Origin of the sequence: Flavobacterium sp. LC2016-23 (genome assembly GCF_009674775.1) — a bacterium.
Classification (GTDB): Bacteria; Bacteroidota; Bacteroidia; order Flavobacteriales; family Flavobacteriaceae; genus Flavobacterium.
On the sequence record NZ_WKKE01000014.1, the window covers coordinates 77,984 to 94,095 of the forward strand.

Annotated in this window: 8 protein-coding genes; all 8 read right to left on the reverse strand. The window is 37.9% G+C overall.

Translation table 11 applies throughout. The features are described from left to right. Nucleotides 1-222: 222 nt before the first annotated feature. The 8 genes from GJU43_RS13305 to GJU43_RS13340 all read right to left on the reverse strand — a co-directional run bounded on the left by GJU43_RS13305 (nt 223) and on the right by GJU43_RS13340 (nt 15,867). Nucleotides 223-1,056 (reverse strand): helix-turn-helix transcriptional regulator, encoded by an 834-nt coding sequence (locus GJU43_RS13305; protein WP_154341243.1) that lies wholly within the window; start codon nt 1,054-1,056, stop codon nt 223-225. 313 nt (nt 1,057-1,369) lie between these two features. Continuing rightward, complete coding sequence (locus tag GJU43_RS13310) at nt 1,370-3,826, reverse strand: TIM-barrel domain-containing protein (protein ID WP_154341244.1); 2,457 nt, start codon at nt 3,824-3,826, stop codon at nt 1,370-1,372. A 193-nt stretch (nt 3,827-4,019) separates the two neighbouring features. Next, nucleotides 4,020-5,189 carry an alpha/beta hydrolase-fold protein gene (locus GJU43_RS13315; RefSeq protein WP_154341245.1) on the reverse strand — a complete coding sequence of 390 codons (1,170 nt, stop codon included), beginning with the start codon at nt 5,187-5,189 and terminating at the stop codon, nt 4,020-4,022. Between the two features lie 17 nt (nt 5,190-5,206). Continuing rightward, nucleotides 5,207-7,789, reverse strand: coding sequence for a glycoside hydrolase family 9 protein (locus GJU43_RS13320; RefSeq protein WP_154341246.1), 2,583 nt, complete (start codon nt 7,787-7,789; stop codon nt 5,207-5,209). Between the two features lie 109 nt (nt 7,790-7,898). Further along, nucleotides 7,899-9,023 (reverse strand): alpha/beta hydrolase-fold protein, encoded by a 1,125-nt coding sequence (locus GJU43_RS13325; RefSeq protein WP_154341247.1) that lies wholly within the window; start codon nt 9,021-9,023, stop codon nt 7,899-7,901. Nucleotides 9,024-9,049: 26 nt separating this feature from the next. Next, nucleotides 9,050-10,348, reverse strand: a complete 1,299-nt coding sequence (locus GJU43_RS13330) for a glycosyl hydrolase family 8 (RefSeq protein WP_154341248.1) — start codon at nt 10,346-10,348, stop codon at nt 9,050-9,052. A 102-nt stretch (nt 10,349-10,450) separates the two neighbouring features. After that, complete coding sequence (locus GJU43_RS13335; protein WP_154341249.1) at nt 10,451-13,048, reverse strand: TIM-barrel domain-containing protein; 2,598 nt, start codon at nt 13,046-13,048, stop codon at nt 10,451-10,453. Between the two features lie 743 nt (nt 13,049-13,791). Continuing rightward, entirely contained in the window at nt 13,792-15,867 is a 2,076-nt protein-coding gene (locus GJU43_RS13340; protein WP_370455621.1) for a thioredoxin domain-containing protein, read from the reverse strand. Nucleotides 15,868-16,112 lie beyond the last annotated feature (245 nt).

Genomic DNA, 16,112 nt, shown 5'->3' on the forward strand with positions numbered 1-16,112 from the left:
GACAGTACAAAGTTGCAATACTTATAAGGACAACGGTTAGTCAGATTTTCCCGATGAGTTAACCTTTTTTCCCAAACACCTGAAATAAACAAAAAAGGAGAGGCCAAAATGCCCGTAGAGGTACGATATCCGGCAAAACAAACCACTTATGGCGTATATTAAAATTCAGGGCACAAAAAAAGTGTCCGGACAGGACACTTTTTATAATAGAATTGTTCAGCTTTAATTTAGCTTTAATTTTTCCCGGTATTGCATTGGAGAAACACCTTCCCTGTTTTTAAAAAATCTGCTAAACGTCTGAATATCTTCATAGCCCAAATCATAAGCAATTTCCTTTATTGATAAATTGGTGTAGTTGATCTGCCTTCTGGCATGCAGCATAATCCTGTCATGTATAATTGTGATGGGCGGACGACTGGAAACCATTGCAAAAAGATTGGAAAGGGTTTTAGGAGACTTATTCAGTTTAGAGGCATAAAATGCAACGTCATGATGCTTTGAGAAATGCCCTTCCACTAAAAAGTTAAATTCTCTTATAATATCTACCTGACTCTTTTCCAGTTGGTCATAATGGGCTGATTTTTTGAGATTTCGGGCACAAAAAATTAAGATCTGCTTTAAAATAGACTGTAGCATATCTTTCTGCAGACTGTCGCTGGACGACATCTCATTTGAAAAGTTCTCCCAGTAATTTTCCAGATGTTTTATTTCATTTTCAATTATTTTTACAATCGGTACTCCCGTTGCACCAAAAAACAAGAGGCCTTTACTCCCTACTTCATTATCGTGGTTGATAGGACAAAAAAAGGATTGATTCCAGCGAAGAAATCGAACGGAATCCAGATTTAAGCTGTCAATTTTATGAAATTCAGTCAAAAATATAACATCGTTCCTACTTAAATTATATTCCACTTTATCAATCATAATTTTCATTTCATCGCCTTTGTTCCAGATTAAGGTCATGTCGGTATCACCGCTTTTATAAAGTATATCCTTGTTTTGGTTATCCAGCTCCTGTAGAATCAGAAGTTCTTTGCTATCTCCGCTAAAAATCATAACTGTCTGTATTAAGTCTCAAAATTAAAAAACTAATAGGTTACTTTCATCTTTATACATCTAAATATCAACTAATCATTTAGAAGGATGTTAATTTTGCGGAGTACTTTCCTCTTATAAATTTAAGATAAATATTGATATAGAGCTGAAAAACAGAATTGAAATAATCAAATATGACATCGCAATACCAGTGTAGAAAAGCGTTTCAGGAAAAAGTCTTTTTTTATCAGCCCCTTTTGCCTGAAAATTTAAATTTACACAACCGGAAGAAAGCGTGGAAATCAAAGAAAAAAATGGAAACTTATTTTTTGCATCATTTTTTAGATAAATTAAATTTCTCCTGTACTTTTTTACCGTTATAATCTATACTCTTTTTTAAACCGTCCGGCATTACAATAGTAAATTTTCTGTTAGACAGCATGCCTTTGTATTGTCCTTTTCTATCGGAAATAGTTAATTTCCCGGCTGTATCGTTCCATAAAAATTCAATTTCAGTATAAGAGCCCTTCTCATAATTGTAGTTATCAAATTCGTCTTCATAAAGTATAAAAGAGCCATTTTTACCGGGATAAACCCTAATCTCCAGATTATCCCACTTTTTTTCTTCTGCAAACTGCACCTTGGGACCAAGGGGAATAATGGCACCTTCCTTCACATAAAGCGGAATCATATCAATAGTTGTTTTTCTGGTGATCTGCTGACCGCCTTTAATTTTCTCATTTGTCCAGAAGTCATACCAGTCTGTACCGGCAGGAAGATATATTTCTTTTGATTTTTCAGCAGTAAAATCTACAGCCGTTTTTTCTGCATTTTTAGCAGCTTCTTGTTTATTCCAGCCGGTTTCTTCGTTTACTTTTACTATTTTTTCAGGGGTATATTGGGCTTCTGTAACAGGTGCGACCAGAATTGAGTTCCCAAACATATATTCGTTATTCATATCCCAGACTTTTTTATCGGCGGAAAAATCCATGAACAATGCCCGCATAAAGCTGGATTGTTTGTTGGTAACCTCCCAGGAGGTAGCATAAATATAAGGCAAAAGTGCGTAACGCAGGTTGATAAACTTGTCTATGGCATCAAAAACAGGTTCTCCTTTTTTACCAAAATAATAGATTTCTCTCGGAACATCAGTACCGTGGGAACGCATCATCGCGTTAAAAGTACCAAATTGAATCCAGCGGACATATAATTCCTGATACAGCGGGTTTTTAGCACCGTTACCATCATTCGCAGATTTCTTGTAAGCTCCCGCAAAGAAGCCTCCTATATCTGAATTCCAGTGCGGTATTCCTGTAAGCGTAAAATTCAGACCTGCCGGTATTTGATTTCGCAGGGTTTCCCAGCTGGAACCTGTATCACCAGACCAGGTGTTAGCGCCATAACGCTGCTGGCCTGCAAAAGCAGATCGTGTCAAAATAAACACACGCTTCTCTGATGTGGCTTTACGCTGATGATCGTAGACCCCGCCTACTGTCATCAGCGGATATGCATTTCTTACTTTTCTAAAAGAGCCGAGGTATGTTTTTGTATCATAATCTTCCGGTTTTATCTGAAGGTGGTCCGGTTCTGTTGAATCCATCCACCAGCCGTCGATTCCTCTGTCGAATAATCCTTTGCTGGTATATTTCCAGTAAATATCGCGTGCCTCAGGATTGTAAGCGTCATATACTCTTACGCCTGACGGATAATCAGTAATAGGCGGCCAGGTTTCCGATCCGGATTCCGGCCAGGTTGTAATATTAAATAACATTCCTTTCTGATCCATTTCCTTATAAGGTTTTGTCTGCGGCCCAAAAGAGGACCAGATCGAAATAATCAAATGGGCATTGAGATTATGAATCTCATCAACCATTTTTTCAGGATCTGAAAATTCAGGATTCAAAAAATCCATTGCATTCCATAAATAGTTGTTGCCCCAGTATTGCCAGTCTTGTATAATCCCGTCTAAAGGTACATTAAGGTCGCGGTATTGTTTAACGACATTTACCAATTCGTTCTGGCTTTTATAGCGCTCTCTGCTCTGCCAGAAACCGTACGTCCATAGAGGAAACATAGGTGCATTACCTGTTAACGCTCTCATTTGTTTAATCACTCCATCAGCATTGCCACCATACATAAAATAATAATCGGAGGCGTCTCCCACAATCGACTTAAAAGAAGTTTCGCCGGCATTATCGGTAAATTCTGTTGGAGAATAATTATCCCAATAAAGTCCATAGCCTTTAATTGATTGAAAAAAAGTTACTGCATCTTCTGTATTCCCCTGTTCTAAATGATATTTTAGGTTTCGCTGGTTTAAATTTCCATTTTGATGCTGCCCCAGACCATAGATCGGTTCATCTTTATCGAGAATAAATGCCTGCGATACAGTATAAGTATTTACTCCTGTATCATTAAAAGGCTCAAATTTTGTCCCGTCAGGTTTCTCTTTTAATAAAACCTTATCTGATGATGCAGCGAATGTGACATCACCGGAGACTTTATTTATTATAACGTTTAATTTTTCAGATTTTAAAATGATGGCAGTACCCGTCTCCCTAACAGCAAAAGCTGTTTTAGATGGCTTTAAAACTACTGAAAGGCTCTCTTTAGAATAGTTTTTGCTTATTGGGAATTTAATAACCCTGACAATGGCAGGATTATAAAACTGTATCTCGATAGTAGTACCATTTGCAGCCGTTTTAATTCCGTGACTGGTTTTGCTGAAGTTCTGTGCATTGCCGGTTATGCAGAAGAACAAGACAATAATTGATGCGTAAATAGTTTTCATTTAGAACTTATTTTAAATCGTTTATAGTTGTATAAATTATTTTTCTTAGACATTAAATACTTCTTTCCGGTGATGCAGCAAATACAAACACTTTTGAATGTTAATCTGTAATACAATTCATTTAATTCCGGCATCTTAATTCCTCTAAAAAGTGTTCAAACCATACCGTTGAACACCTCATTGGTTTATTAGATTATTGAAATAATTTTGAAGCAAACTGGTATAGACATCTGCGCCATGTAAGCCATTCATGGGCGGTTTCAGGCGATTCGTAATAGACATACTTAATTCCCTGCTGCTCTAGCATGGTTCGAAATGCTCCAACTGATTTAGGAAAAGGAGCAGGTTCTTTAGTTCCCAGGCCTAACCAAAAAAGCTTCATTTTTTTGTTCAGCGCATTGCCGTCTTTATATTTTCCATCTAAAAAAACAGCGGCATCCGGAACATCGGTATTTGGATAATTTGATGTACCGCTGAATCCGCCATAGTAGGAAAAAGTGTCCAGATGATTCATCATAATTCGCATCGTTTGATTCGCCCCCATCGAAAGACCGGCAATAGCTCTGTGCCCTCGATCGGCAATCGTACGAAACTTAGTATCAATCATAGGAATAACTTCTGTAATAAGTACCTGCTCAAAAACAGATTCCGTCCGTACGTTTTTATCTTTTCCTTCCTTACTTTGAGCTGTATAGGCATAACCATTATCCATCACAATAATCATGGGTGCTGCCTGCTTTGAAGCAATCAAATTATCTAAAATTAAATTCGCCTTACCTTGTGCAGACCAGCCTGTTTCATCTTCAAAACTTCCATGCTGCAAATAAAGTACCGGATACCGTGCTTTTGTACTCTCATTATAACCGGGAGGGGTATATATAAAACAGCGTCTAAAAGAATTCGTTACTTTTGAGAAATAAATATTTTCACTAACAAGCCCGTGAGGTACTTGTTTCAGGGCAAAAAATTCCTGGTCTGCAGCCGGAATTTCTATTCCGCTGCCTAAACGGCCTGCCCCGCAAAAATATAAGGTTCCCGGATCCGGAACCGAAGCTCCGTCAATGTTTAACTGATAGTAATGGAATCCTTCATCTTGTGGATTGGATTCTCCTGTCCACACTCCATTATCCTCTTTTCTCATGTCATATTTGATACCGCCAATATCAAGTTGAACTTTACTGGCATTTGGTGCAGCAATACTGGCACGCACACGCCTTTGTGAATTTACCTGAGGAAATTGTTTTTCCGGCTGATTGACTGATGAAGGCTTAAAATCTTCCACTATTTGTGGTGTTTCCTGACACCAAACTGACTGGGAATATAAACCGGACATTATAATAACTATTCTAAGAAATCCTTTCATATCTAGTTTTTAAAGTTTTATTGTTTTTTCTGTGCTAATTCATTTGCAGCATTCGCAAGAAAAACATACCATGCACCACCATCTATAATACATTCATTTTCTCCCCAAAAAAAAGGCCAGTCATCTTTGTTTTCTAAATAATCCGGTTTAAGAAAAATAAGTCCGGGAACTACTCCTCCTGCAATTGTTGTAAAGTCAGCCCGATTACCTCCGTAAGCTACTTTTTTAGATTTATTTCCAACGGCGTTCACAAAAGATAAATTAGAATAGGGGTGGCAGCCAAAAATATAGTTCAGCCCGCGATAAACATACTCTTTATCCATAACGTCAGGATAAATTTTATAAATATAATAATTCGTAATTGCCCAGTTAATCACCTGAGAGCTGCCTCCCCAGCCTCTTTTTACTATAGGAACAGCGTAAGGGTTGTCAGCATTATCTTTGTCCATTTTTTCTTTATACCTGACAACATAGTCTCTTAATTTTGCTTTATAGCTATCATCCATGGCGGATACAGCCAACAGGGCAGGATTAATATTAACTTCTAAGTTCTCATCCAGTAATTTCCAGATTTTGTCTAAAAAAGCAATCTTATACTGTTCCTCCTTAGTGCTTAGGTACAATTGCAGCGTTGCGATCATATCACTTCCTTTTCCCCATCTGGACATTGGACTATTATCAGGTTTTGCCTTTTTTTCCAATTCAGTTGCTTCGGTCATCAACTTTGCAGCAAGAGAGAGACATTTAACAGAGAGTTCGTCATTATAGCCTTTTAATGCCCTGCTGGCTGCGGCTAATGCTCCGGCAGTTCTGTAATCCAGAAATGAACTTCGGTTTGTAAATGCCCATCTGTCGTCAAGTGTGCCGCTGGAAACTCCATTAGTCTCATAGGGTTTAAGAGACGGGTTATACGGAAGATTATCTGTTTCAGTTGAAGCATCTCCCAAATGGTGGTACTGATGCAGGTTAGGCACCACTATACCTCTTACGGGATGCCCAATATTTTCAACTTGTGCTACGAGGTTCAGTACTCCATGCTCAATTTGTTGTAATAAATCCGGCTTGCCGTCCGGACGGTGAATGTCTACATACTGTGTCTTTTGATCAATGTAGGTTTCGTCCCTGGTTACTTTGAATGCTTCCCATGATTCTACAAAACTATTGATTACACTCACGTGTGAAAAAGTCTGGATATCAAAATCGCCGGCGTCAAACCAGCCTCCCACTGCCATTCCGGGAATACGCTCGAGAGGTTTATATTTAGTATCTGTAGCAGGTCCCTGCTTATATCCATCGAAGTGTTCGTGATTCAGTGGTGCCTGAAGACAATCATCTAAAAAAGGTTTACCATGCCAAACCCGATACGCCTCGTTTACCTCCATATGATCCATTTGTACAGGAAACCATACGTCCATAGTAGGGTACCATGTTTTTGAATAAATATCATCTTCAATCTGAAAAGTGTTTGTTCTTTGCTCTCCGTACTGAATGTAATAAAGTCCCTTTTCTTTAACGGCACTAAAATCAAATTGAGCATACTTATACCTCAGATAATCTCCCCATACCTTAACATCTGTCTTTACTTTTTCTACAAATTTTCCCTCGTCATTAAGCTTAAAAACTGATGCAGTACTTACTAGTTTATCGTTTTTGTCCAGTTCAATAACAGCTACTTTCTTTTGGTCCGGCATATAGCCCACCTGAGAAAATCCTATTACCGGTTGTCTTGTCCAGTTGGGTATGGTATTGGGTTCTACGTACCAGGTCAGGACTTTGCCTTTTTTGTTTGCCGGAAAAATACTTCGGGCTATAAACCATCCGTTCTGTCCCAGATTTCTTCCGTCAAAAAGCATTACTTCCTGATCTTCGGACTGAATTTTTACCGTACGCTCCGGGTTTTCCGGAGCAAAGAGCAGGCTCTTCCCGGACGCCAGCGGCAATGTCACTATATATTCATTTTTTCCACGATCATCAAATGTATTATGTCCGCCAAACTGCGGTATTTTTTGAGAGGAAGACCTAATTTCCGTATCGCTGGCAGGATATCTGGGAAATGTTCCCGCTTTGCCGTCGACTACATAATTACTTTCGAAATAAGAGGTGGGCAAAAATTCCATATTAAATCCTGCTTTTCCTTCCAGCTGTTTTGGGATCGGTTTATCCAGTAAAACGGTGACTGTAAAACCTTTCCCTTTTGGTGTCACTACAATTCTGGAATCAAAATTAAATTCTTCATATCTAAGTGTAACTTCTATTGTATTGTTAGCCTTATCTACTTTTCGATTCATCATTTTAGGAATTAAATCCCACTGCTCGGGCGTATTATGAAGTCTGACTGCTCCGCCGGTCACAGTTCTGACACCATGATGAATAAACTCAATACCGGCCGTTTTTTCGTCAAAAAACATTCCGTTGTATTCATTACTGAACACTAAAACATTCAGGCCCTGAGCTTCAAAATATTCCTTTTCATTTAATACTAAATTTTGGGAAAATGCAATACTTGGCAGACCGAACAAACAAAAAAATAGTAGTATTCCTTTTGATAAAGTCCTCGGCCAGGTAAAAAAAACGGTTAAGATGATAATAAGTTTATTCATAATTTAGGTTTTAATTTATTACGCCAAAATGTTCGTTTTTGACTGCTGAATTTTGCCGGATGCTCCGGTTTCTATTCCGATAGATGAATTAGTCAAATTGAAAAAAGCATTACTCTTTAAATAAAAGGGGAGCTAATTCTTTGAAACTTCGGCGCCAGGTGAGAAATTCATGCGCTGTATTTTCAGAGATATAAGAAACAGCGTTGTAACCGGCATCTTTCAGGCTTTTCACTGCATTTTTTACAGATTCCGGTTTTTCGCGGCTGCCACAGCTTATAAAAATGAATTTTACCTTTGATTTGTCCTTGATTTCTTCCGGTTTATAAATACCCCCGCTGAGGAGTGCATAGTGGGAAAAAACATAGGGCTTATTGATTGTGATACTGTGCGTTTCCATCCCTCCCATCGACAAACCAGCCATTGCACGGCCATTCTGGCTGGCGAGTGTACGAAAATTTGAATCTACATAGGGAATCAATTCGTCTACAAGAACGGTCTGAAAAGGTTCTATCCTGAAACTGGCCAGACCACCATATTTTACTTCATTTGTCATTCCGTAAGTCATTACAATGAGGAATGGTTTTATTTTACCTTCTGCAATCAAATTATCCATGATTAAATGGACACGTCCCTGATTACTCCAGGCTGTTTCGTCTTCTCCCCAGCCATGCTGCAAATACAAAACCGGATACTGTACGGTTTTATCTTTATGATAGCCCGGTGGTGTGTAAACAAAAGCCCTGCGTGGGGTACCGGTGCTCTTGGAAGGGAAAAGAATTTGCTGTACATTTCCATGCGGAACCTCTTTCAGGGCATAAAATTCCTGATCATGTGCCGGTATTTCAATACCACTTTCCCAACGGGTGGAACCATAAAAGCTGAGTGCACCGGGATCGTTAAAAATACCGCCGTCTACCGTGACATGATAATAATGAAAGCCTTCGTCCATTGCACCTGCGGTGGTACCTCTCCAGTAACCGTCTTCTCCTTTTGCCAAAACGGTACCTCCTTTTGCCCCGCCCAATCCAAGACTAACTACAACAGACCTGGCTTCCGGAGCAAGGATTTGAAACCGCGCATAACCCTGAGAATTGACTTGCGGATATTCCTGTCCGGGCTGATTAGCTGTAGAAGATTTAAAATCGTCGGCAATGGGCGTCTGACTAGTCTGTCCAAAACCCATCCAGGCTGACAAAATAAATACCAGTACCACAAAAAATGAATATTGTTTCATAATTTCTAAATTTTAAATTTTAAATTTCAATTAACTGATGGTGTTATAATTTGATAGTTCCCGCTAAGGTGCATTACACTGAAGAGGTACATTAAACCATCGTAATACGGATCAAAATAGCCGTCTTCATAAGGTTCTAGCCTGGCGTTCCAAACAGCATGAACAAAATCCATACTTCCTTTCTCCTGACTGACTAAGGATGCAGTAGCTGCTGTAGCCACCAATCCGATTGAGTGTCTGAGTTTTTTGACCGGACCGGCCTGAAGAATAAAATCAGGAGTGGAACCATCCAGATTAAACTGATCTTCATAAGTATCTAATCCTTTAGATCTAAGGAAATTCTGAAATTTCTTAGCGTACTCCTCCTGCCATTTTTTATCTTTACCGTACCAGGTATAATCCATTGCTATGTTCATTGGAACACGCCAGGAGTCATATCGAAATGCAGCCGGCATCCATGATGTCGAGTGTGGTTCTCCATTAAACTCCGTATAATCTGCATTAAGACCCGTTACAGGATGACAGGCTTTGTGCAAAAAATTACGGGAAACACTGGCACATTCTTTATAAAACTCCTCGTGGCCATCTTTGGCATATAAAGCCCATATTTCGTAAAAGGCGGGAACATGATAGGAAGGATCTGTCCAGTAATATCCACCTCCTTCCGGCACAAAGGATATTTGCTTCTGTTCAGTATTTATGATGTTATGGATATTACCGGTGCCATCTTTTTTCCACATGGCATCTAATATTCTTCTCGCTTCCTTGTAATAATGTATTCCGGTCTCATTGCCCCATTTATTAGACGCAAATAGCAGACTGGTTACATAGTACAATTCTCCGTCGGAAGCAGAACCGGGCGAATTTTGTTTTTTGGTCTGAGGATTTACACTCCAGGCGAAATACCCTTCTCTGGGTCCATTTTGATGTTGCATGTACTTTACGGACCATCGCCAAAGCCGATCAAAAACGTCTTTTTTATTGAGTTGTACCGCGACCATCATTCCGTAAGACATTCCTTCGGTACGCGCATCTTTATTTTTGACATCAGAAACATAGCCTAAAGAATCACCTTCTTTAAAATACACACGCTCCGGTCCCTCAAAAACATCATAATATGCTTTGGTTAATTTTTTGTCTATTTCAGTCTGGCTATACCCTGCTTCTTTAAAAAGATTGCGGTACTGAGGGGCTTTGAATTCTGATTTTTCTGTTTTCTTCTTATTTTGACTAATGCCCACAACCGGAATAATCCACACAAAAAAGAGGACCAAAATCCGGATTTCAACCCCGTATTTACTTCTGAAATTTTTACTTATAACCATGTTTCTCTTTTTTAAATTTTACTATTTAACTGAATCCGTACCAATCACTGTTGAATAGTACTTTACTAATTTTTAATTCTTTTTACTCCGATTCGATGTTTATCAACTCTTTTTCAACCGTACTTTTGCTCCTTTATATTGTACTGTTTTAGAAATTCTATCACTTTGGTTTCCGGATATCCAGACAATATTCATCGTATACACTGTGGTCTCATTTTTATAATGCCCTATTTGTTTTCCCAGCGTGAGGCTTTGCTTTTTTTCATTCCAGAGTACAGGAATTTCGCTGTGTTCTCCTTTTTCATAATTATAATTATCGCCTTCATCATTGTAAATTGTAAACGCTGCATCTTTTCCGGTGTAAATACGAAGTTCGAGGACGTCTTGTTTCGAATGGGTATCCTGAATCAGATTGCCCATAGGTACAATCGAACCTTCTTTTACAAAAACCGGAATTTTATCTAAGGGAGCCGGAGTCAAAATTGTCTGTCCTCCTTCAAATCGTTTGCCTGTCCAGAAATCAAACCAGGCACTTTGTTTTGGCAAGTACACGTTCCAGTCGGTAACATCGGGAGCTGTAACCGGTGCTATGAGAAATGCTTTGCCGAACATGTATTGATAAGCACTGCTTACAGCGGCTGAGTCCTGGCTGAAATCCATAATTAATGGTCTCATCAAAGTTGAATTATTCTTAGTTATCTGCCAGGCTTCGGAATAGATATAGGGCAACAATCGATATCTGAGATTCAGCATAGAACGCATATTGTTCTCTACTTTTTCTCCATATTTCCAGGGTTCCGTTTCTGTCTGATATCCGTGTATTCTAAATATGGAATTGAAAGCACCCCATTGAAACCAGCGCGTGAGTATTTCATGATACTTTTCATCTGTATATTGTGTTTTACCCGGACGAAAAAAGCCGCCTATATCGGTAGTCCAGTAAGGCATTCCGGTAAGATTATAATTTAACCCCGCAACAATCTGACGTTTATAAGCATCCCAGTCCCAACCGATATCACCCGACCAATTTATCGTAGCATAACGTTGCTGCCCTAAAAACCCTGAACGGGTAAGAATGGCTACTCTTTTTTCCGGATTGGTATTTCGTTGGCCTTCGTAAACGGCCTTGCTGACAAATAATGGATAGGTGAGCCGGTAAAAATTTCCCAATCCAAAATACGTATGTTTACCTTTTAACGCATCATTTTCAGGTTCAGTAGCATCCATCCACCAGGAATCGACACCCAGCGCAAATAAATTTGTATTGAGTGCGCTCCAATGTACTTTTTGAGCTTCCGGATTATAAATATCTATCCAGGGGCTATCGGGAATGAATAATTTTTTTGATACATATTCCTGGGCAATTTCAGATTCTTTATTTAAATTTTCCCAAACAGAAACAGAAAAATGAGCATTCAAATCATGGATTTCTTTTATGAATTTTTCAGGATCCGGATAATTTGTTTCATCAAATTTTGGCACTCCCCATCCATATTTGCCCCAATACTGCCAGTCCTGGACGATTACGTCTACTGGTAAACTGCGTTTTCTAAATTCTTTGAGCGTTGCAACCAAATGTTCTCCGGAAGTATATCTTTCCCGACATTGCCAGAATCCAAATGCCCATTTAGGCAGCATCGGTACATTACCCGTCAGGTTTCGGTAACCTGCTATAATTTCATCTGTATTATTTCCCGCAAAAACCACATAATCGAGTGATTTGGCATTGGGCGAATTAAAAACCGTTTCATTATTGGAAAGTTTTAAACTAAGAGACGGTGTATTACCGGATTTGCAAATTACTTTTACCGTATGCTCTCCCTTTTTTAACTGAACTAATTTACTCACTGCCGGCGGGAGCCATAAATTAGACTGATTGATTACATCAACACCGTCAATTACAACTAAATGAAGGCTATCCATGTCTCCAAGATCAAGAAAGAGCGAATATAGCCCATCGCTTGCCACTGAAAAGTTCCCGGAATATAGGGATTGCTGTTGTGAGACTTTTTGTGTCCCCGAAGTAGTGGTCACTTCAGCTTCAGTTTTGGTCCCTTCGTGAAGATCATTTTGAACTAAAGCAACATTTTGAACAGCAGGATTAAAATAAGTCAGACCATACTGGTTCCATAACAATCCATAGCCCTTACTGGATACTAAAAATGGAATTGCGATCTGTGTATTAACCTGCACTAATTTCCGGGTTGCATTTTTTAGATTATAAAAGCCATCCTGAAATTGTCCTAATCCAAATAAATATTCATCCTGAGGAGACTCAAAACCCTGTTGCGCTATAAAACAGGGTTCGCCCATAATAGCAGAGGTTTTCAATTGTCTCGTATTTGCTTTTTCACGAAGAAATATTTCACCTGATTTATGGCTATATTCAATAACTCCGGTTTTTTTATGAAATGTGACTACAATTCTTTTTGTGGACAGTTTTAAACGGTTTGCGGTTTCTTTTAATTCAAAATCCGGTACATCGGGCTTATTGATCAGGACAAAGTCCTGCTCCTCTTTTCTGTTTCCTGCCTGATATTGTACCCGTATTGTTTTTTCAGTAAGAGGAATTATGTTTAACACTCCTTCAGACAAATCGACAGACAATTTATCTTTATTTAAAGTATGACTTTTATACTGCTGTGCATTACCTGAGCTGAATAAAAAACTTAAAAATAAAATGTAAATACTCTTTTGCATAGGGTAAGCTATTTTTCCGTTGGAATTAGTGAAACTGCAAAACCTCCTCTGTGAAGTAATTTTATTTCAATAGTTGATTTTATGTACTTCATAAACGCTGAAGCAAAAGCCTTATCCTTTTGGCAATCAGCAATTAAAAACTGGCAGTTTTTATTTTAGACTTTATACCTTTATCAGAACTTCATTCGGTAGCCTGAAAATTGTATGCTACTTTTAATGATAAAAAGTGGACAATACAAATTCATCTAAACCGTAAATTTAATTTCGTTTAATTATAAGTGTATTTATTACAAATATAAAAAAAACAAGCAACACACAATCGGTTGTTTCCTTTTATTTTGAGAATTACAAAAAATAATAACATTAAAAATTAATTTTAAATATTATTATCGCTAAAAAAAAGAAGATTCTGTATTTAGCTGATTCATTTTTGGTGAAGATTTGCAAATTTCGATACGTAAATTCAAATTTTCAAAAAAATTCGCAAAAGTAAAAAAACAGGAAATTTTTTATAAATGACAGCAGTGCGTATCATTCAAAACGATAAATGAGTTTGTAAAGAGCCAAATCACTTAAATACAATTGATTACTTGTTGCAGTTTTCAGCAAATAAATGGTTTTAGTCGGTCGAATCAACAGGTGATTTGTAAAAGCAAAAACCTTTTTCTTATTTTCATAGAAAAAGGCTTTATATAAGATCAAAGAATATCTTCCTGCAATTTTTTGTAAAATACTACAGGTTGTTACAAGCTGTTTTTTATTTTGGTAACTGCTCTGGTAACATCTGTTTCTGGCATTTTACAGGATTTATTAACGCAAACATAAATGTAAGTTTCATTTTCTACAAAACGATTTTCTAAGATAGGCAGCTTGCTTTCTTTTGTGGCTCCTGCAATAAGGATGTTTGGTAAATAGTAACTTTGCAGCTGACTTATTTTATCCATGGCCTCTTTTCCTGAAATAGCAACTTCAAAATAATCGTCGGTATAATTCAGCATTACATTCAGCCAGTTATAGTATTCTGTTGGTGATTGTAAAGCGGCTTCTTTGACATTATTCAACATTTGACGGGCCGTTCTGATATAGGTATCGTTTGAATAATAATGTCCTAGCAGGAATAAATTATGAGCCATAAGCGAATTGGAACCGGGAATCACATTGTCTGCAATTTCCATTTTTCTGGCAATTAAATTTGTTGAAGTATCAGCTGTAAAATAAAACATTTTTGTTTTTTTATCGCAAAAATGAGTCATGGCATAATCCGTTAATTGCTTTGCTTTAGTGAGCCATTTTTCGTCAAGCGTAATTTCATACACGGCAATAAACGCAGCTGCAAGTGTGGCATAATCCTCTGAAAAACCTGCAATGCTGCTTTTACCATCTTTGTAACTGTGATTGAGACTTCCGTCTTTCTGAAGTTGGTTATCCAAAATAAAATTGGCATTTTTTAGAGCGATTACTTTATAGTGTGGATTTTTAAATGCACGATAAGCACTAACGTACCCCTTTAGCATTAAAGCATTCCATGATGTTACGGTTTTATCATCTAAATGAGGGCGCGGTCTTTTGTTTCGTGCCGTTAAAAGTATTTGCTTCCAGTTTTTAATTTTGGAATCCAGTTTTGCTACGGTCAGCTTGTTTTTGAGCGCAAAGTCTTTATCGGATTGATTTTTAAATAAAACGTAGTTTTGATTTTCCCATAAACCCTTTTCGTTACTATTGAAATATTCCTGAAAGAGCGGATAATCTGATTGTAGCAGCGCTTTAAGTTCTTCCTTTTTCCATACATAGTAAGCGCCCTCTTCGGTTTTTTGTGCTTTGTTTTTACTGTCGGCATCTAATGAAGAATAAAAGGCGCCATTGGCAGCCATGAGTTCCCTTTCTACAAAATTCAGCGTTTCAAAGACTGTTTTCTTGTACAATTCATCTTTGGTAGCCAGATAAGCATCGGAATACAGGCTTACTAATTGCGCATTATCATAGAGCATTTTTTCAAAATGGGGAATATGCCACTCTGCATCTACGGAATACCTTGAAAAACCGCCTCCAATGGCGTCATAAATTCCGCCACCAGCCATTTTTGTCAGGGTGGTCTGCACATATTTCTGAGTCGATTTATCCTTATTCTGAATACTGTAACGGAGTAAAAAATGCAGGGAAGCCGGCATTGGGAATTTGGTATCGCCTAGTAAGCCTCCTTCTTTATAATCAAAATGCTCCTGCCATAATTTCAGGGCAGCAGCGATATCTGATTTTTTAAAATCAGCTTCATCAGTATTGACTGTAATGAGTTGTGATTTCTGAATTCCTGCTACTAATTTATCTGCATATTCACTGGCTTTTTTGGGGTCTTTCTTATACAAATCAGAGAGTCCGGTTAAGGCTTTTATCCATTCTTCCCGGGTAAAATAGGTACCGCCAAAAATAGGACGCCCGTCAGGAAGCGCTATACAGTTTAACGGCCATCCGCCTTTGCCTGTCATTAACTGGACTGCATTCATGTAAATCTGATCAATATCGGGGCGCTCTTCCCTGTCTACTTTTATGCTGATGAAATTGTCGTTCATTAATTTGGCAACAGCCTCGTTTTCAAAACTTTCTTCTTCCATAACATGGCACCAATGACAGGCGGAGTAACCTACGGAAATAATAATTAGTTTATTTTCTGCCTTTGCCTGATCCAGTGTTTCCTGATTCCAGGCTTTCCAATTTACAGGATTGTGGGCGTGCTGCAAAAGATAGGGACTGGTTTCGTTGATTAAATCATTGGTATATTTATGGTATTCGCCATCACTCTGTTTGTTGTTACAGCTTATCAAAAAACACGAAATAATTAACAGAAGGTATCTAATACGCATATTAATAAAATAAAAAGGTGAAATAACGATTTGAATCCTCAGTTTTTTTTTAAATAAGAAGCTAAAATAGCAATTTATATTTAATAGATTTACGGAAACTAATTAATGCTTCATTTGTACTATTAAAAGCTTCAAAAGTGACAATCTTATTTGAACTTTCAAACTATTTTTACATTTCACTTTTTATTAAAATAGAATAAAAAGCA

Bases quoted from the DNA above. Each gene is read 5' to 3' on its own strand.
- GJU43_RS13310 (WP_154341244.1), bottom strand. From the start codon at position 3,826: ATGAAAACTATTTACGCATCAATTATTGTCTTGTTCTTCTGCATAACC.
- GJU43_RS13335 (WP_154341249.1), bottom strand. From the start codon at position 13,048: ATGCAAAAGAGTATTTACATTTTATTTTTAAGTTTTTTATTCAGCTCA.
- GJU43_RS13320 (WP_154341246.1), bottom strand. From the start codon at position 7,789: ATGAATAAACTTATTATCATCTTAACCGTTTTTTTTACCTGGCCGAGG.
- GJU43_RS13315 (WP_154341245.1), bottom strand. From the start codon at position 5,189: ATGAAAGGATTTCTTAGAATAGTTATTATAATGTCCGGTTTATATTCC.
- GJU43_RS13330 (WP_154341248.1), bottom strand. From the start codon at position 10,348: ATGGTTATAAGTAAAAATTTCAGAAGTAAATACGGGGTTGAAATCCGG.
- GJU43_RS13305 (WP_154341243.1), bottom strand. From the start codon at position 1,056: ATGATTTTTAGCGGAGATAGCAAAGAACTTCTGATTCTACAGGAGCTG.
- GJU43_RS13325 (WP_154341247.1), bottom strand. From the start codon at position 9,023: ATGAAACAATATTCATTTTTTGTGGTACTGGTATTTATTTTGTCAGCC.